Below are 17,572 nucleotides of genomic sequence, written 5' to 3' on the forward strand. Positions count from 1 at the left end.
GTGCTTTTATTCCAAATTAATGCAAATTAATCGAAAAATTTACTTTTCACGATACTTTTTGATGACACTATATGCCTGATAGAGTCCTAATTCGCCAGCTTTCGAAAGGTCCTCGATACCTTCATCCACGTGTTTTGCGTAGATTTTGGCCAGTCCACGATTGAACCAAGCCTCGGCCAGATCCTGATTCAGCTTAAGTGCCTGCGAGTAATCGGCGATAGCACGCTGATAGTCGCGACGCATAGCGTAAAGGTTACCCCTATTATAATATAGGTACGCGTTATGTGGTGCCAACATTATGGCATCCGACAAATCGCCAAGCACATTAGCCGACTTAAGGTCGACATTGGTACCCTCAGAAGCATTAAACTCATTAATCTTAGCCTGACAAACGGCGCGCTGCCAATAGGCCAGCGACGAGGTTGAGTCGATCTGCAAACAGATACTCAGGTCGTCGATTGCATTATCAAAGTTCTGGATGGTAGCGTATGCGATGGCACGCAGCAACAGCAACGGTGCCACTTTCGACGTTACTTTCGTCTGATCGATGACATTGCTTAACGAGTCGATAAACGCAAAGGTACGCTTCATATGGTCCTCACTCAGGTTACGCTGCTCACACGAGAGATAAACAGTATGCGAACCCGAAGCCTGGTTAAAGGCATCCACACTGTTTTCGTATGGATTCTCAACCTTCACATCGTTCTGTGGCTGCACAAAGGTAAGTCCGTACATGGGCTGCAAGCTCACAGCAGTCTTACGGTTCTGCACACGTCCACGATAGTCGCTCTTGTATTCGTGCTCCACCTCCTGCTCATCGGCCACAACCAGCTGGTTATACTTATCCGGATCGATATCGCTACGCTTACGCATCTGCTTTTTCGAGAGTCGTGGCTGCTTGCCATATCGCTTGTCCATCTGGGCTTTCAGAATACGGAACTCATCAAGCTCGGCCTGTTTGGTATTACCCAATCGGCGATAACACGAGGCGCGATGCTGCAATCCGAACCAGAAGTTAGGATACTCCTCAATTACCTTCGAATAGTCGCGGATGGCCGCACGCAGGTTTCCCGTCTGCTCTAACAACAAGGCACGATTAAACAGAGCCATCAGGTTGTCGGGTTCCAACTTAAGCACAAAGTCAAAGTCCTCAATACCACGGTTGTCGTCGCCCACCTGAGCACGCAACAGTCCGCGGTTATAGTGACCTAAGAAATTGTTTGGATCTAAATCGAGCGCTGTATCGTAATCGGCCATTGCGCCACGCAGGTTATTCTGATTAAATCGGGCCAATGCTCGGTTAATATAGTTACCCGAGTGTTTGGGCAACAGGTGGATACTCTTGGTTAGGAATTCCTCGCCCTCCTTCCACTTCTGGCGAGCCAGACTAATCACGGCTCTCTCGGCCCAGATGCCACCATCGTAAGGATCGAGTTCCAAACTCTTATCAAGCGATTTCACAGCTTTGGCAGTATCCTGCTGCAGCAGATAAATCTCGGCCTGCATCGAGTAAGCACGCGCATATTTCGACCAGCGGGCCGAAATCGTATCAATCTGCGCCAAAGCTAAATCGTATTTCTTATCCTGAATCAAACAGAGCACACGATTATGCCAAAGTCCCTGATTGTCAGGATCGTAACGCAGGGCACGATCGTAATCGCTCACCGCTGCGCTATATTTCTTCTGGTTAATGCGACACAAACCGCGCAATTCGTAAGCGCTCACCACATAAGGGTTGCGCTCGATTGCCTCGGTACAGTCACTCTCGGCTCCACGGTAGTCGTCCAAATAAAATTTGGCCACCCCACGAAAAAACCAAGGCTCATAGAGCCAAGGTTTCATGCTGATGGCCTGATTAAAATACTGGATCGACAGCACATAATCTTCGTAATAGAGTGCCGAGCGCCCTATCATCACCAAGCGATCAGTATTAAACTGAGCTTGGACCAATAACGGCAGGAATGCCAGAAACAGGAAAATGCGACGCATTTTATTTTCTGGCCACTTTGGTCTTGTAACCACAACGGAAACGCCCCTGTGTCAAGGCGCGCAACTTACTTTTGATGAGCTGCTTGCGAAGTGGCGAGATACGGTCGACAAACATCTTACCGTCGAGGTGGTCGAACTCATGCTGCATAACACGAGCCAGATAACCCTCAATCCACTCGTCGTGATGCTCAAAGTTCTCATCATCCCACTCTACATGGATACGGGTAGGACGAGTAACCTTCTCGTGGATAGCGGGGATTGACAAGCACCCCTCTTCCGATACATCGGTATTACTCTCATCGTACTCTACGATATGAGCATTGATAAACACCTGCTTAAAGCCTTTATACTCAGGCAGATCATCCGATAGCACATCCAGGTCGATCACAACCAGACGGATGGGCTTACCAATCTGAGGAGCAGCCAGTCCGATACCTTCCGACTCAGCAAGTGTCTCCCACATATCACCAATCAAATCCTTCAACTGAGGATAATCGGGTGTAATATCTTCGGCCACCTTACGAAGCACAGGCTGACCAAATATATAAATAGGCAGAATCATTTACTATTTTATAATTTACAATTATACTATTTATTTCTTAGAACGCATAAAATCTTCGAGAATGATGGTAGCCGAGATCTCATCTACCAATCCCTTATTCTGACGAGCCTTTTTCTTAAGTCCGCCATCCAGCATGGCCTGATGGGCCAGTACCGATGTAAAACGCTCGTCGTAATACTGGATAGGAACTTCGGGCACAGCCTTGCGCCAGCGGTTCACAAACTGCTGCACACGTGCCAGATTCTCGCTGGGTTCACCATTAGGCTGACGTGGTTCGCCAATCACAATCATCTCTACCTGCTCGCGGACAATATAAGCCTTCAGGTAGTCGAAGAGTTCTGACGTAGCAACAGTCGCCAATCCTCCAGCTATAATCTGTAGAGGATCGGTGACTGCCAGTCCGGTACGTTTCTTACCGTAATCTATTGATAAAATACGAGCCAATGTTGCTAATTAACGAGCGTTATACAGCAACCAAGCATCGGGATATGACGCACGAATCTGATCGCGGCTTGCAGCTGCTGCAGCCTTGTCAGAGAAGGTAGAGGCGATGACACGATACATATTCTTATCGTCGTTCTTAACAATCTGGGCATCGTAACCAGCATTCTTCAAGCGCTGCATCAAGCCCTCGGCATTGGCGCGAACACCAAACGAGCCAACAACTACGCTGAATGCCTTCAAACCGCTACCACTAATCAGCGATACACTCTCCTGGCGTACTGATACGTTGTCGAGATTATCAACCACCTGGGTCTCAGTAGCTGGCTTAGCCTCTACAGGAGCTACAACGGGAGCTGTTTCAACAACAGGGGCAGCCTGCTGCTGAGCTGTATCGTACTGCTTAGCCTTCTCGTAAGCCTTCTTATAGGCACTCTCGTTAGTCTTACAACTTGTCATTGCCAATGCGATGCACAAACCTGCGCATAATACAGTGTACTTCTTCATTTTTCCTAATTTTTATTTTTTAATTACTTATTTGATTCTATATTTTGTGTGCGAAATTACTAATTATTGTGCAAAAGCGAGCCAAAACACCACATAAAGTTTGTTAAATCGGGCAAAACACAACTTTTTTATTAAAAAATTGGCTGTTTTTTGCATAACAACCGAAAACTTTCGTATATTTGCAGACAAATAGTCTAAGTATTAAGTATTAATTTTAAAAGCAGTAAGATTATGAAAAGTTTAGGTTACATTAGCGCATTTCTTGGCGGTGCTATTGCTGGCGCAGCTCTTGGTATTCTGGTAGCCCCCGAAAAGGGACAGGACACTCGCGTTCGTATCACTGATGCAGTAGAGGACTTCCTGAAGAAGCACAACATCAAACTGAGCCGTAAAGAGGTAGTTGATCTCGTTGACGACATTCAGGACGCAGCAACCGAGGAGGAGTAACCCATGCTGTCGAGCGATAAGAATGTTGAGAATATAGCACAGCTGATAGAGGTGCTGAAACACTATCTCGGGCTACAAACGGAGTACGTTAAGCTCGATATGATAGACAAGGTGGTGCGCCTGGTTACGGCTGCCGCCTTGGCTATCGTGTTCATATTGGTGATAGCAGCTTGCCTTACCTACCTATCGTTTGCCTTAGCCTTCTGGTTGGCAACGTATATTGGTACGGCTCTGGCCTTCCTCATCATATCGCTACTCTATCTGCTGCTGTTTATTCTATTTATCATCTTCCGCAAACCTTGGATCGAGAAACCTCTGGTTAGGTTCTTGGCAGGTTTGCTACTCAGTAAATAAGCACTATGCCGTACAATAAGAAAACAACCAACGATTTCTGCACGCTCGAAGAGATTCGCGAGCGCAAGGATGCTTTGCTTGACGAGATCCAGAAAGATAAGGACAAGGTTTCATCGCTTTGGAACCAGACATTCCTGAAGCGCGACGAAGTATCGAAGGGCGACTATATTGCCAGCCTGATAAGCAATGGTTTTATGGCAGTAGATGCTATTCTGCTGGTACGTAAACTCATGAAAGGCTACAGTTCGCTGTTTGGCAAAGATAAGGGCAAACGCAGAAGATCGATATAAAAAAAGGGTCACCGCTGTGACCCTAACCTTTTGTTAACCTTAAATCTAATACTATGAAAAACACACGGTGCAAAGATACGACTATTTTCGTCACCTGCAAAAAATTCCCCTAAAATATCGTCAATAATTAACTAATTTTAAAGAAATTAGCAACTTATTTTACATAATTATAGATATATTTCTTGTCCATCGTAAGCCAGATCAATCCCCTCCGGCAGCAGTTTATTCACCTCTTCGTGCAGCCCCACATCGTGACATACGTGGATGATTAGCGTTTGCTTGGCACCCACCTTACGGGCAAAAGCAATGGCATCGTCCATCAGTTGGTGAGAGTGGTGCGGCTTGTCGAAACGCAAGGCATTAACAACCAGCAACTCTGTACCTTCCAGATAAGTCAGCTCGCCCTCATCAATGGTTTTCATATCCGTGATATACGTCAGCTTACCAATCTTATATCCAAGGATAGGCAATTTACCATGCATCACCTGTATAGGCAATACTTCCAGATCGCCAATCTGCAAAGGCACATGAGGTTCGATTTCATGCAGTCCGATGGCAGGCACACCCGGATAGCGGTTCTCTGCAAAACAATAAGGCAGCATCTCCAGCATCGACCGCTTAGCCAACTTATCGGCATACACATTGATAGCACCAAACTGACAATACGGACGGATATCGTCCATACCACCCATATGGTCGTAATGCGAGTGGGTTATCAGGATGCCATCAATCTTGCGGAATGGCTGTGGCAATATCTGCGCACGAAAATCTGGTCCACAATCTATCAATATACGCGTATTCTCTGTTTCAACCAATGCCGAACAGCGTGTACGCTTATCCTTCGGGTCGGTACTTTTACATACCTTACACTGGCACCCGATAACGGGTACACCACACGAGGTTCCTGTGCCTAAAAACGTTAGTTTCATATCACGTTCACCTCCGGATAGATATCGATACCAAATTTCTGCTTCACGTCGGCCTGAATCTGCTGGCAAAGTGCCACCACCTCCTGACCTGTTGCGCCACCACGATTTACCAGTACCAAAGCCTGCTTATCGTGTACACCTGCCCTACCCATCGATTTGCCTTTCCATCCACACTGGTCGATCATCCAACCTGCGGGTATTTTTACGTGTTCGGCATCGATATCGTAGTGCGGCATACCTTCGTACTGAGCAGCTAACGCCTCGTATTTCTGGCGATCCACAATGGGGTTCATAAAAAAGCTGCCTGCATTGCCCAGCACCTTTGGATCTGGCAATTTGGCCTCGCGTATGCGGATAATCGTATCACGTAACTGCTGGGCTGTAGGCTGACTGATGCCCTCCTTCTCCAGCTCAGCGCGTATATTACCATAGTCTAATCGGGGCTCGAACGTAGCTGCAAATTCGTACTCTACGCTTAGTATCAGGTACTGATTTTTCCAATCGTGCTTAAACTTGCTCTGACGATAACCATATTCGCACTCAGCATTCTCTATCACGCACACATTTCCTGTGGCAATCTCAACAGCACGAATGCTACGAATCAAGTCCTTAGCCTCAGCACCATAAGCACCGATGTTCTGAACAGCGCTCGCACCCACATCGCCAGGAATCAACGACAGGTTCTCGGCCCCATAAAGTCCCATTTCAATGCTCTGGGCCACCACATCGTCGAACACCTCGCCGCTACCACACACCAAACGGTTGCCGTTGCGCTCTATACCCTTACAGGCCGAGTGAACCACAATTCCCTCATAATCGCGAGTAAGCAGCAGATTACTGCCACCACCTATTATAATATAAGGTACGCGCGTGGTGCGAAGCAACTCAGCCACCTCTTTGGCTTCGGCCTCAGTGCTATACTCCACAAACTGCGCACACTTGGCCTCAATACCAAATGTGTTATGTTGTTTCAGACTATAATCCTTCTCTATTCTCACTTTCAACTATCAACTTTCAACTCTCAACTAAACTTACGTCATCATTTTCTTCAGCAGCCATTTGCCGCCTTCTTTTCTAAAGCGCAACTCCATTTCGAGTCCGTTAGCTACCCCCCCGCAGCAGATAAATCTTCTGTTTACCCTCTGGCTGTGGCTTACCATAAATAATGTTGTACAGGGTTTTATGTGGCAGGGTTGGCGCAAAGGCCTCCCATGTATCAGGTGTAATCACACCTTCCATCATGTTAAAGTCGTCGTCGGGATCTGGTCCTACAAAATCCACCGTTTCGCTCAAGCTATTAACCTGGAAAACGCTATCTGTTACAAATCGGCGATAGAAACTCAGGAACGATGAGTTTGCATCTGCCTGCAGTGGTGTTACTCTGATTTCGAGCAATAGCCATGCACCTTTGATACGCTGGAACACGTAGTTCTTTACCTGATTCTTCGAAAGCAGGATTTTTTCTACTACAGCCTCGCTCACGGCCGTATCCTTCATCAGCTGCATCTGCTTGTCGTCGTTAAATAATAAGGTATAGTACCCCTGACGCATAAACAGGTGTTCCATCTTCCATTTGTCCTTTTCAACTGTGGTCGTCTTTCCGTTTTCGGTCACTCTGAGTGGGAAAACAATGCGTTCCTTCTGCAGTTTCTTGTTAGCCAGGAAGTTAAACAAGAAATCGTCGAACATGGCATCAGCAGCTCTTGGCATTGGAGTTTCTGTAATCAGCATCTCCATCGAGTCAACATCCGTGGTGTCAGTAGAGTCAGCCACACTATCGGCTGGCACTTCTTCTGTCTGATTGGCTTTGTTCCCTGTGCATGAGAACATCATCAGTACCGTTGCGAAAATCGCGATAAAAAACCTTTTCATCTACTTAATGTAGTACCCTAATCTTTCTAATTTCTCTCAAAATTTCGGCAAAGGTACAAAATATTCTCAATTCTTAATCCTTTTTCTCATTTTTTTTGTACCTTTGCACGCAAAATTGCAATTTTTATAGTTTATGATACTTGATAAGATAGACGAACTTCTGAAAGAAGTACAGAATTTAAGCGCCAAAAACGCAGAGGAAGTTGAGCAGCTCCGACTGAAATATCTGAGCAAGAAGGGTGAGATTACAGCCCTGATGAACGACTTCCGCGAGGTTGCTGCCGATCAGAAAAAAACTGTCGGCATGAAGATTAACGAACTGAAGACACTGGCCACCGAGCGCATCAACCAGTTGCGCGAGGAGTGCGAGACCCAGGAGGGAGGCGAAGAGGCTCTCGACCTTACCCGTACACCCTACCCCATTGAGCTTGGTACACGCCATCCGCTCACCATCGTAACCAACGAGATTATCGATATTTTCTCGCGTATGGGCTTTGTGCTCGCCGATGGTCCTGAGGTTGAGGATGATAACCACATCTTTACCAAGATGAACTTCGCTGCCGATCACCCCGCACGCGATATGCAGGACACCTTCTTTGTATCGCAGCATCCTAACGATGTTACCAAGAATATCCTGTTGCGTTCGCACACATCAAGTGTTCAGGCTCGTGTGATGGAGCACATGCACGACGAGAACGGCAAGCTTACCGCTCCTATCCGTGTAATTTGTCCAGGTCGCGTATATCGTAACGAGGCCATCACCGCCCGTGCACACTGCTTCTTCCATCAGGTTGAGGGTTTGTATATCGACAAGAACGTATCGTTTACCGATCTGAAGCAGGTTCTGCTTTCGTTCGCTAAGGAGATGTTCGGTGCCGACACCAAGATTCGTCTGCGCCCATCTTACTTCCCATTCACCGAGCCCAGTGCCGAGATGGATATCTCATGCTTTATCTGTGGTGGCGAGGGCTGCGGCTTCTGTAAGCACACCGGCTGGGTAGAGATTCTGGGTTGCGGTATGGTTGATCCTAACGTGCTCGAGCTCTGCGGTATCGATTCTAAGGAATATACAGGTTACGCCTTCGGTATGGGTGTTGAGCGTATCACCAACCTCAAATACCGAGTTTCCGACCTCCGCATGTTCTCTGAGAACGACACCCGCTTCCTCGAAGAATTCGAATCAGCAAACTAAAATAATAATTAAAGCCTCACCGCTAAGGTGGGGCTTTTTGTGTTTTTATGAACTATTTAGAACAGAAAATCCTTCAAGAGTGTGAGGTCAGACCTGGTAATATTCTGAAGATTGACAGTTTTCTCAATCATCAGATTCAGATGGACGTGATGCGCTTTATTGCCCAGGAGTTCAAGAGCAGGTTTGCAGACGCCAAGATTACCAAGATTCTCACCATCGAAGCCAGCGGCATAGCCATTGCCACTATGCTTGGCAACAGTCTTAATGTGCCCGTAGTGTTTGCAAAAAAGAGCCAGACACTCAATAGCAGCGACGACAAATACATGTCGCACGCCTATTCTTTTACCCATAAGATGCAGAACATGGTGTTCGTTTCAGCCCCCTATCTCTCTGCTTCTGACCATCTGCTGATAGTCGACGACTTCTTAGCCGAAGGCGAAGCCATGCATGCTCTTATCGACATCGCCCACCAGGCAGGTGCCACAATTGCAGGCATTGGTATCGCCGTAGAAAAGGGCAACCAGAATGGCGGTCGCATACTTCGTGAAGAAGGCTACCACTTAGAATCCCTCGCCATCATCGAAGAGATGAACTACGAAACCCAAACCATCAAGTTCCGCGAATAGACATACTTTAGCCTGCTTCTATCCTGCTTCCAGCCATACTCGAACAGTATGGCTAGAGACTGCCAAGAGTATGCCATCTCCGATGCTCATACATACTCAGAATCATTAGTTGGTAAATCACCTATTGATATTTTTGCAATTATCCCAACAGTTTCTCCTTGATGTATTCTTCGATTTCCTTGGGAGTGATATCATAGACAGGATTTAACTGACTGAACGATGTTTTTTGTTTAACTCGCGGGTTGCCATGGATTTTATCAATGTCGTCCAAATCAAGATGCAACATTACTAACTCCACCAAGATGTCGTCAGGTACATCCTTAATGGATTTCTGATCGTACGACCAAAAGGCATTTTCTTTCTTGAGCCGTTTTATCAGATGTTGCTTTAATTCTTGCTTCTGCATACTTCAACAACTATATTCGATGGCAAAAGTAAATAAAAAGCCGAAAGTTCCAAACTTAATGGCGAAAATATTAGGATGATATGGAGATTATTGCTATCTTTGCGACATGAAATCAGAACTAATAAGACCCGCCACACAGGCCAACCGCTTTTATACGGGCGACGCGAAAGCGCTTGAGAATGAAGTAGATAGTCTGCTGATGCGCCACAACAGCAGTCAGGTTTACGATAATCTGGCAGCACTCATTGTACCCCATGCAGGCTACTATTTCTCTGGAAATGTGGCAGCATCGGCCTATATGATGATTGATGCCAAGAAAAAATACAAACGCATTTTCTTGTTAGGTCCCAGCCATCACGAATGGCTTAATGGTGCATCGGTAAACACAGAGGCCGACTATTACGCCACACCACTTGGCAATGTAAAAGTAGACCACGAAACAGCTATCGAACTGACTAAGGCTTATAGCATTTTCGCCTATCACCGTTCGGCTCATACGCAAGAGCATTGTCTGGAGGTGCAACTGCCATTTCTGCAGCGCAGACTGGGCGAAGTACCACCAATAGTGCCTATCATCATTTCGACCAACGACTACTACAAACTTAAACGGATGGCCGATGTGCTGAAAACGTATTTTACTGACGAGAATCTGTTTGTAATCAGCAGCGATTTTTCGCATTATCCATCGTACCAAGATGCCTGCGAGGTGGATGCAAAAACAGGCAAAGCCATCAAAACAGGCGATGTAGAGGAGTTTATTGCCGCCATCGAAGCCAATGCTAATAGCGGCAAACGCAATCTGGCAACGAGTGCATGCGGCGAATTTGCCATCGTTACGTTAATGCTGATGATGGATAGTAGATACGACATTAAGCACCTGATGTATCAGAACTCTGGCGATATAGACAATCGCGATCTTAGTCGTGTGGTGGGCTATCATTCGTTCGCTATCCTGCGCAAAAACACAAGTTTCGCTCTTTCTGATGACGACAAGAAAGCGCTGAAGGACATCGCTTTTCAAAGCATTAAAGATACCCTTGACGGTAAGCCTATCGCACAGCAACCAATCCGCTCATCCATTCTCAATTCGAAATGCGGAGCCTTTGTATCGCTGCACAAACATGGACGATTGCGTGGTTGTATAGGGCACTTTGGAGAGGATTTTGCTCTACATAAGATTGTGGCCAAGATGGCTCGGGCAGCAGCATTCGAAGACCCACGATTTCTACCTGTAACCAGCGACGAACTTGCTGATATCGACATCGAGATTTCCGTGCTCACACCTATGCGTCGCATACAAAGCTTCGACGAGTTTGAATTGCATCGTCATGGCATCTATATTAAGAAAGGTTATCGTAGCGGCACTTTCCTTCCACAAGTAGCCGATGAGGTAAACTGGACTAAAGAAGAATTCATAGGGCATTGCGCACAAGATAAGGCTGGCATAGGTTGGGATGGATGGCGCGATGCAGAATTGTATGTTTACGAAGCAATAGTTTTCTGATGGAGTGCAGATATTATCATCGATTGGAGGATGGACGAGTGGAATGCGAACTATGTCCGCATCACTGTAAGATAAGCGATGGCCAAACGGGTATCTGCCGCAGTAGACGGAATCATGGCGGCACGCTGGTGAGCGAGGTGTATGCCAAGCCTTGTTCGCTGGCCATCGATCCGATAGAGAAGAAGCCGCTTTACCATTTTCATCCAGGCACTACATGTCTCTCCATAGCTTGTACAGGATGTAACTTCCGTTGCTTAAACTGTCAGAATCACGAGATATCGCAGGTTTCACCACAAGATGTGAACTACTATGAACTTCAACCTGACGAAGTGGTTGCACTATGCCAAAAGCACCATAGTCCAGGCATCGCCTATACTTACACCGAGCCACTTACCTATATAGAATATATCACTGATACAGCCCGAAAAGCCCACGAAGCTGGACTCTGGAACATATTGGTTTCAGCTGGCAATGTTTGCCAGGAACCACTGAGCCATCTGCTACCTTATCTTGATGCCGCCAACGTAGATTTAAAATCGTTCAGCGACGAGATATACCAGCGTGTGAGTGGCGGCCATCTGCAACCTGTACTCGACACCATTCTGGCTATGCGTGATGCTGGCGTTTGGTTAGAGATAACCAATCTGGTGATTCCAGGCATCAACGACGATATGCAGATGATTAAAGAGATGTGCAAATGGTTGAAAGATAATGGCTTATCCAAAGCACCATTGCACTTCAGCCGATTCTTCCCTCGCTATAAGATGCAAGATACCCCACCTACCCCTCGTCAAACACTATATGCTGCCAAGCAGATAGCCGAAGAAGAGGGCATCAAGCATGTGTATTTGGGGAATATTTAGTTACAGAAAGTTAAATTTATCGTTTTTCGATAAGTTTTTATCGTTTTTATTTGGTTGTTATTGTTTTAATTTCTACTTTTGCATATCGATAAACGATAAATAAACAAATTAAAACGATAAATGTTATGAAAAAGAAACTGAATTGCTTCTGTATTTTGTTGCTGGTACTGATGGTGGCCAGTTTTGTATTGAGTTGTGTAGCTGGTGCAGACGATTTCCACCGAGGCTGGGAGGAAGGTGCAAACAACCACGAACCTATGGGCGGCTATGGCATATTGTGTATGTTTACAGTACTCATATGCTTTTTGGTTGGTTTATACGCCATCTCCTGCTTTATCCGTTTTATTCTTTGTGTGAATCAAGGCGAAGTGTTTACATGGGATAATGTATCGCTACTACGTATTGCAGGTTGGTGCAGCATTATTGTGCCTGCTGTATTAGCTGCTGTGATGACGCCAGAAACAGATAATCTGATTGAAACCTGGGGAAGTTGTATTACTATCGCAGCCGAGGGTATTTTTATCCTTATTATGGCCGAAGCCTTTGCCATCGGATTGAAATTGAAAGAGGAACAGGATTTAACGATTTAAGCCTATGGGACAAATAGTAGTAAACTTAGACGTTGAGATGGCTAAACGAAAAATGTCGCTCAGCGAACTGGCTGAGCGCGTAGGTCTGACCCTTGCCAACCTCTCGATACTGAAAACAGGCAAGGCCAAAGCCATCCGCTTCAGCACACTCGAAGCCATCTGCCGCGAGTTAGGTTGCCAGCCAGGCGACATCCTTGAATATAGAGACGAATAATCACAATTTTAATTTAATCAGTATGCTACACCCAATTATCCTCTGGGCCATTCATTTAGCCCTTACCACAATAATCGGCATAGTAACAAGCATCATCAAATGCCTGTAAGGTAAAAAACGTAAAAACGTTTTTGCATGAACTTAGAATACAGTATGTCACCTGAGTTAATTCAAAACCCCTCGTGAATTAATTCAATAGCCTTTTTGAATTAATTCAACGCACAAAAGGAGTTTATAAGCGAAGTAGGAATTGTCAACTATTTTTCTTTTCGGTAACAACGGTAACGATGTAGGCACTAATGAGCACCAAGGCACCAGCTACGGGCTTATCCCAGGTTATGACATCCTGTCCCAGAAGGATGGCCACAAACGAGGCGATAACGGGTTGCAGGTTGGTATAGATGCTTACCGTTGTGGCCTGCAGATACTTCATGGCAAAGGGAATGAGGAAGAAACCTAAGGCTGTGGCACCAATCACAATAAAGGCCATCTCGGCTACACCATCCCAGCCCCACGCTGGGGTATAGAGGGCGTTGGCAGAGAGTTCTGGCCAAGCGATAGGCACGGTAACGATGGCTGAAATAAGGAACACATACTTCATCTGGGTAACGGGTGAATACTTGGAGGCCACATTGCGGGTGATAATGAGATAGATGGCCCAGGTAAGTACACTCAGAATGGCAAGTACGATACCAATAAGATCGTTCTTACCCGACCCCATCGACTGACTCATTAACACCATCAACACAGCACCTGCTATACCCAACAACACGCCAAGCGATTTCATAGGCGTAATCTTCTCGCCAATGGTGAGTGCCGCACAAAGCATTACCGCAACAGGTGTAAGTGTGGCTATAAGCGAGAAGTAAACCGGACTGGTATAATCGAGCGACCAGGCAGTAAGGGTTTGTGAAACTACAAATCCAAGCAAACCGCCAAACAGTATGGTTATCAAGTCTTTACGTTCGACTTTCTCCTTAGGCAAAAAAGCCGCAATCGCCCAAAACACGATACAAGCTCCCAAAGAACGAGAGGCCATATACCCCATAGGGGTAACCCACTCATCGAGCAACAGTTTGGTTACAGGAACACCTAATCCGAAGATGGTGTTAGCTAAAAAAATAGCGCTATGCGCTTGTAGTTTTTTGTTCATACAATTTGATTCTTTCTTTGATTGACATTTTGGCGTATTGGCGCCATTCAGTAGCCTTGCCATTGGCCAGATAAGTAAGATCGTTCATGTGGCGATAGGCCTCCAGCTCGAAGGGATTCACCAGGTAAGCGCCATGCTTTAGCTGTCGATTGGCAGGCAGGGCCTTGAGCCAGTACCATATATATAATAGGTAGAAGCGCCACCACGAATCGCCACACGACTGGGCTTGGCGCAGATGAATCATCTCGTGGTTCTTCATCTCTTGATGATTTCCAAATAGATCGGCCTCAGCTTGCGACGGGGTAAGGATATGCCCAAAGAACGTGAGCCCCTCGAACCCCTTCCGCATCCAGAAAGAGTTTACCACAGCAGGCATATCAACCACCCTACTGGGACGAACAGCGTGCCACATGATGGGCACCACACGAAACATCATCCACATAACGATTGCAAAATTACACTATTTTTTTGGTTCGTACAAAAAAAAATAGTAAATTTGCAACCAATAATTATTTTTAATCATGGACGAAATTAAGCGTATTGAACAGCTCCGCAAAGAGCTGCACGAGCATAATTACAAATACTACGTGCTGAACCAGCCAACCATCGGTGACCAGGAGTTCGACTTTATGATGCACGAACTGCAGGACCTGGAGGCTAAGCACCCTGAGATGGCGGACCCAAATTCGCCCACCCAACGCGTGGGTAGCGACCTGAACGAGGAGTTCCGACAGGTGGAGCATAAATACCCCATGCTATCGCTGGCCAACACCTACAACGAACAGGATGTGGCCGACTGGTACGAGAGCGTGAAGAAAGGCCTGGCGGGCGAGGATTTTGAGGTGTGCTGCGAAATGAAATACGACGGACTGTCGATTTCACTTACCTACGTGGATGGCAAGCTGACACAGGCCGTGACACGCGGCGATGGTGTGCATGGCGATGATGTGACAGCGAATGTAAAAACGATACGCTCGATACCTTTGGTGCTGACACCACCAGCCTCAGACAACTTGTTCGCTGCCCCAGCCTACCCTCGCGAATTTGAGATTCGCGGCGAGATATTGATGCCCTGGAACGTGTTTGAGCGCCTGAACAAGGAGCGCGAAGAGGCCAAGGAGCCCTTGTTCGCCAACCCACGAAACGCAGCAAGCGGCACATTGAAGAGTCAGAAGTCGAGCTTGGTAGCAAGCCGCCAGCTGGATGCCTACTTGTATTATCTGCTAGGCGAAGAGTTGCCTGCCGAAGGTCACTATGAGAATTTGGAAGTGGCCCGCCAGTGGGGGTTCAAGATATCAGAGGGCATGAAGAAGGTAAAAACGCTGCAGCAGATTTACGACTTCATCAACTATTGGGATACTGAGCGCAAAAAACTGCCTGTAGCAACAGATGGTATTGTGCTGAAAGTAAACTCTATCCGTCAGCAACGTGCCTTAGGCTTTACAGCCAAGAGTCCACGTTGGGCCATCGCTTATAAGTTCAAGGCCGAGCGTGTTTGCACCCGACTGAACGAGGTTACCTATCAAGTGGGCCGTACTGGTGCCATCACCCCTGTGGCCAATATGGACCCAGTGCAGTTGGCTGGCACAACCGTAAAGCGCGCCACGCTGAACAACGAGGATTTTATCAAGAGTTTCGACCTGCATATTGGCGACTACGTATATGTAGAGAAAGGTGGCGAGATTATCCCAAAGATAGTGGGTGTGGATATCGATCAGCGCCCCATCATCGCCCAGCCCGTTGAGTTTATTAAGCGTTGCCCTGAATGCGGCACCCCATTGGTCCGCTACGAAGGCGAAGCAGCGTGGTATTGTCCAAATGATAGCGGTTGTCCGCCACAAATCAAGGGTCGTATCGAGCATTTTATTGCCCGCAAGGCCATGAATATCGATTCACTGGGTCCTGAGACGGTGGATGATTACTACCGTCACGGATTGATACATAACATTGCCGACCTATACGATATTGATGTACAGCAGATTAATGGCGACGGTAGCAGAACCAAGTCAGCCCAGCGCATTGTGAACGGCATTGCAGCCTCTAAGGAGGTACCTTTCGAGCGCGTGGTATTCGCTCTTGGCATCCGTTTTGTGGGTGAAACATCAGCCAAGCTGTTGGCACGCCATTTTAAGAATATAGATGCGCTGATGAATGCCGGCATTGAGGAGTTGCAGGAGATTGAGGGTATCGGCGAGGTGATGGCCAAGAGTATCATCACCTACTTCCATACCGAGGAAAACCTGAAGATTATCGAACGCCTCAGAAATTACGGTTTGCAGATGGAACTGGCAACGCAGAACTCTCAACTATCCACTAAACTTGAGGGCCAAAGCATTGTGATTAGTGGTGTGTTTACCCATCACAGTCGTGATGAGTACAAGATCATCATCGAGCAGAATGGTGGTAAAAACGTAGGTAGCATCAGCAGTAAAACATCGTTTATACTGGCTGGCGAGAATATGGGCCCCTCAAAACTGCAGAAGGCAGAAAAACTTGGAATAAAGATTGTAAGCGAAGAGGAATTCCTGGAGATGATAGGTTAATCCTCATCCCAATAACTGATAGTGCGTGTCTGGACGACTTCCATCGTCTGGGCACGCTGTCCTTTTAGCCAGTTGGTGATGTGGAGATTCGTTTTAGTCCAGTTGTCGTTGTCGTCGCGTTCCTGTATGTCGTATTTCATCGTTACGCTCATAATACACTCATTGGTCTTATCAAAAGCTTTCTGACTCTGTTGCACCATCTCGCCATCATCGTTCCACTTATATTCGGTAACCAGTTTCAAGCCCGAAACAGTATTGGTCTGAATGGTACGCTTCAGATTGCCCTCATCATTATATTCGTAGGCAATCAGCTTTTTCTCGCCACCCTCGGTGGTGGTAGCCGAAATCAGATAGCCCACCTGATTATACTTTCGTTCAGTGAGTTCTGCCGACTCTATCTTACCCGTCTCATCGAAATGTTCGATGGGGTTCTCCGCCACAGGATTCTCGGTGATGACCTCCTGCACAAAGCCCTTCAGTCCCATGTTCGACGCATCTTTATAATAAGGTGCCATATTCAGATAATAGTAGCTGATGGAGTGCGCCCCATTCTCGTGGAGCGTCACGCTTTGACGGATATAGCCGTATTCAGTCAGAATATAGAGCGAACCATCGCCTTTGGCCTTAAAGTTGCCCCATTCGCGCTGCAGTTTACCTAGCAGATACTTCTGATTGCGCTCGTAAAGTTCGCGGGTGCGATAAGGACCACAGGTTACAGTAGCCTCACTGAGCAGTTTGGTCTTATCGTTTACCGTTACCTCAAGACGGGCATCCTTAATACCATAAAAGTCGCCCGTAAAATGATAGGTACCCTCTTCTTCGTCGTCGTTCTCAACAGGTACAAATCCCACGCTTTTAAGTGCAGGTATAAACGCCGAATCGGTACCCTCCAAAGGTGCATCCATCATGGTGATACACTTAGGATCATAGATGGCTTGAGCACAAACCATCAGCGACGTCATAAACGATACAACCAATAATGCTATCCTATTCATAACTGCTGCAAAAATAAGTAGAAAAAGCGAAATCGCCAAATAATCAACATAATTTTTGTTATTTCTTAATTCTTATTTCTTAATTCTTAATTAAA

General features: G+C 46.5%; 21 protein-coding genes. 10 read left to right on the top strand and 11 right to left on the bottom strand.

The genetic code is table 11. The features are described 5' to 3' along the window. Window positions 1–39: 39 nt before the first annotated feature. Genes BLU97_RS10490 through BLU97_RS10505 form a run of 4 tightly spaced genes read right to left on the bottom strand, consistent with a single transcriptional unit; the run spans window position 40 to window position 3,499 of the window. Window positions 40–1,989 (bottom strand): tetratricopeptide repeat protein, encoded by a 1,950-nt coding sequence (locus BLU97_RS10490; protein ID WP_074761533.1) that lies wholly within the window; start codon window positions 1,987–1,989, stop codon window positions 40–42. Window position 1,990: 1 nt separating this feature from the next. Continuing rightward, the gene (gene def, locus BLU97_RS10495) at window positions 1,991–2,551 is read right to left on the bottom strand and encodes a peptide deformylase (protein WP_074761534.1); all 561 of its coding nucleotides are present in this window, start codon (window positions 2,549–2,551) and stop codon (window positions 1,991–1,993) included. Window positions 2,552–2,581: 30 nt separating this feature from the next. Then, entirely contained in the window at window positions 2,582–2,995 is a 414-nt protein-coding gene (gene ruvX, locus BLU97_RS10500; RefSeq protein WP_074761535.1) for a Holliday junction resolvase RuvX, read from the bottom strand. 9 nt (window positions 2,996–3,004) lie between these two features. Next, window positions 3,005–3,499, bottom strand: a complete 495-nt coding sequence (locus BLU97_RS10505; protein WP_074761536.1) for an SPOR domain-containing protein — start codon at window positions 3,497–3,499, stop codon at window positions 3,005–3,007. 231 nt (window positions 3,500–3,730) lie between these two features. On the opposite strand from BLU97_RS10505, the gene BLU97_RS10510 reads away from it, so the two are divergent. From BLU97_RS10510 to BLU97_RS10520, 3 genes are read left to right on the top strand one after another with little or no spacing between them, the layout of a single operon-like run. Further along, window positions 3,731–3,946 (top strand): YtxH domain-containing protein, encoded by a 216-nt coding sequence (locus BLU97_RS10510; protein ID WP_028907568.1) that lies wholly within the window; start codon window positions 3,731–3,733, stop codon window positions 3,944–3,946. A 3-nt stretch (window positions 3,947–3,949) separates the two neighbouring features. Next, window positions 3,950–4,300 carry a phage holin family protein gene (locus tag BLU97_RS10515; protein WP_074761537.1) on the top strand — a complete coding sequence of 117 codons (351 nt, stop codon included), beginning with the start codon at window positions 3,950–3,952 and terminating at the stop codon, window positions 4,298–4,300. Window positions 4,301–4,305: 5 nt separating this feature from the next. Further along, window positions 4,306–4,590 carry a hypothetical protein gene (locus tag BLU97_RS10520; RefSeq protein ID WP_074761538.1) on the top strand — a complete coding sequence of 95 codons (285 nt, stop codon included), beginning with the start codon at window positions 4,306–4,308 and terminating at the stop codon, window positions 4,588–4,590. 167 nt (window positions 4,591–4,757) lie between these two features. Here the strand turns inward: BLU97_RS10520 and BLU97_RS10525 are convergent, their stop codons facing one another. The 3 genes from BLU97_RS10525 to BLU97_RS10535 form a co-directional block, all read right to left on the bottom strand. Next, window positions 4,758–5,519, bottom strand: coding sequence for an MBL fold metallo-hydrolase (locus tag BLU97_RS10525; protein ID WP_074761539.1), 762 nt, complete (start codon window positions 5,517–5,519; stop codon window positions 4,758–4,760). Continuing rightward, window positions 5,516–6,517, bottom strand: a complete 1,002-nt coding sequence (gene murB, locus BLU97_RS10530) for a UDP-N-acetylmuramate dehydrogenase (protein WP_074761820.1) — start codon at window positions 6,515–6,517, stop codon at window positions 5,516–5,518. The genes BLU97_RS10525 and murB overlap by 4 nt, the downstream gene beginning before the upstream one ends. 103 nt (window positions 6,518–6,620) lie before the next feature. After that, window positions 6,621–7,391, bottom strand: a complete 771-nt coding sequence (locus BLU97_RS10535) for a DUF4348 domain-containing protein (protein WP_254771709.1) — start codon at window positions 7,389–7,391, stop codon at window positions 6,621–6,623. A gap of 133 nt (window positions 7,392–7,524) precedes the next feature. Between BLU97_RS10535 and pheS the strand changes: the two genes are divergently transcribed. Further along, window positions 7,525–8,583 (top strand): phenylalanine--tRNA ligase subunit alpha, encoded by a 1,059-nt coding sequence (gene pheS / locus BLU97_RS10540; protein WP_013064371.1) that lies wholly within the window; start codon window positions 7,525–7,527, stop codon window positions 8,581–8,583. Between the two features lie 47 nt (window positions 8,584–8,630). Further along, window positions 8,631–9,209 carry a xanthine phosphoribosyltransferase gene (locus BLU97_RS10545; RefSeq protein WP_074761540.1) on the top strand — a complete coding sequence of 193 codons (579 nt, stop codon included), beginning with the start codon at window positions 8,631–8,633 and terminating at the stop codon, window positions 9,207–9,209. A 139-nt stretch (window positions 9,210–9,348) separates the two neighbouring features. On the opposite strand, the gene BLU97_RS10550 is transcribed toward BLU97_RS10545, so the two are convergent. Beyond that, window positions 9,349–9,615 (bottom strand): hypothetical protein, encoded by a 267-nt coding sequence (locus BLU97_RS10550; protein ID WP_074761541.1) that lies wholly within the window; start codon window positions 9,613–9,615, stop codon window positions 9,349–9,351. Window positions 9,616–9,721: 106 nt separating this feature from the next. Between BLU97_RS10550 and amrB the strand changes: the two genes are divergently transcribed. From amrB to BLU97_RS10570, 4 genes are all read left to right on the top strand, one after another. After that, on the top strand, window positions 9,722–11,119 hold the full coding sequence (amrB, locus tag BLU97_RS10555; RefSeq protein ID WP_074761542.1) for an AmmeMemoRadiSam system protein B: 1,398 nt from the start codon (window positions 9,722–9,724) through the stop codon (window positions 11,117–11,119). Then, window positions 11,119–11,982 (top strand): AmmeMemoRadiSam system radical SAM enzyme, encoded by an 864-nt coding sequence (amrS, locus tag BLU97_RS10560; protein ID WP_074761543.1) that lies wholly within the window; start codon window positions 11,119–11,121, stop codon window positions 11,980–11,982. Before amrB ends, amrS begins: the two co-directional genes overlap by 1 nt. Window positions 11,983–12,107: 125 nt before the next feature. Next, a complete protein-coding gene (locus BLU97_RS10565) occupies window positions 12,108–12,572 on the top strand; it encodes a DUF2975 domain-containing protein (RefSeq protein WP_074761544.1) in 465 nt (154 codons plus the stop codon). Between the two features lie 4 nt (window positions 12,573–12,576). Next, the gene (locus tag BLU97_RS10570) at window positions 12,577–12,786 is read left to right on the top strand and encodes a helix-turn-helix domain-containing protein (protein WP_013065331.1); all 210 of its coding nucleotides are present in this window, start codon (window positions 12,577–12,579) and stop codon (window positions 12,784–12,786) included. A gap of 253 nt (window positions 12,787–13,039) precedes the next feature. Here the strand turns inward: BLU97_RS10570 and BLU97_RS10575 are convergent, their stop codons facing one another. Together BLU97_RS10575 and BLU97_RS10580 are read right to left on the bottom strand one after the other, a co-directional pair. Next, window positions 13,040–13,939 carry a DMT family transporter gene (locus tag BLU97_RS10575; RefSeq protein WP_074761545.1) on the bottom strand — a complete coding sequence of 300 codons (900 nt, stop codon included), beginning with the start codon at window positions 13,937–13,939 and terminating at the stop codon, window positions 13,040–13,042. Then, window positions 13,914–14,381 carry a hypothetical protein gene (locus BLU97_RS10580; RefSeq protein ID WP_074761546.1) on the bottom strand — a complete coding sequence of 156 codons (468 nt, stop codon included), beginning with the start codon at window positions 14,379–14,381 and terminating at the stop codon, window positions 13,914–13,916. The genes BLU97_RS10575 and BLU97_RS10580 overlap by 26 nt, the downstream gene beginning before the upstream one ends. A gap of 79 nt (window positions 14,382–14,460) precedes the next feature. Between BLU97_RS10580 and ligA the strand changes: the two genes are divergently transcribed. Further along, window positions 14,461–16,482, top strand: coding sequence for an NAD-dependent DNA ligase LigA (gene ligA / locus BLU97_RS10585; RefSeq protein WP_074761547.1), 2,022 nt, complete (start codon window positions 14,461–14,463; stop codon window positions 16,480–16,482). Here the strand turns inward: ligA and BLU97_RS10590 are convergent. Next, window positions 16,479–17,477, bottom strand: coding sequence for a hypothetical protein (locus tag BLU97_RS10590; protein ID WP_139209003.1), 999 nt, complete (start codon window positions 17,475–17,477; stop codon window positions 16,479–16,481). The two genes, ligA and BLU97_RS10590, sit on opposite strands and share 4 nt — an antisense overlap. Between the last annotated feature and the right edge of the window lie 95 nt (window positions 17,478–17,572).

Source organism: Xylanibacter ruminicola (assembly GCF_900107775.1).
Taxonomy (GTDB): Bacteria; Bacteroidota; Bacteroidia; order Bacteroidales; family Bacteroidaceae; genus Prevotella; species Prevotella ruminicola_C.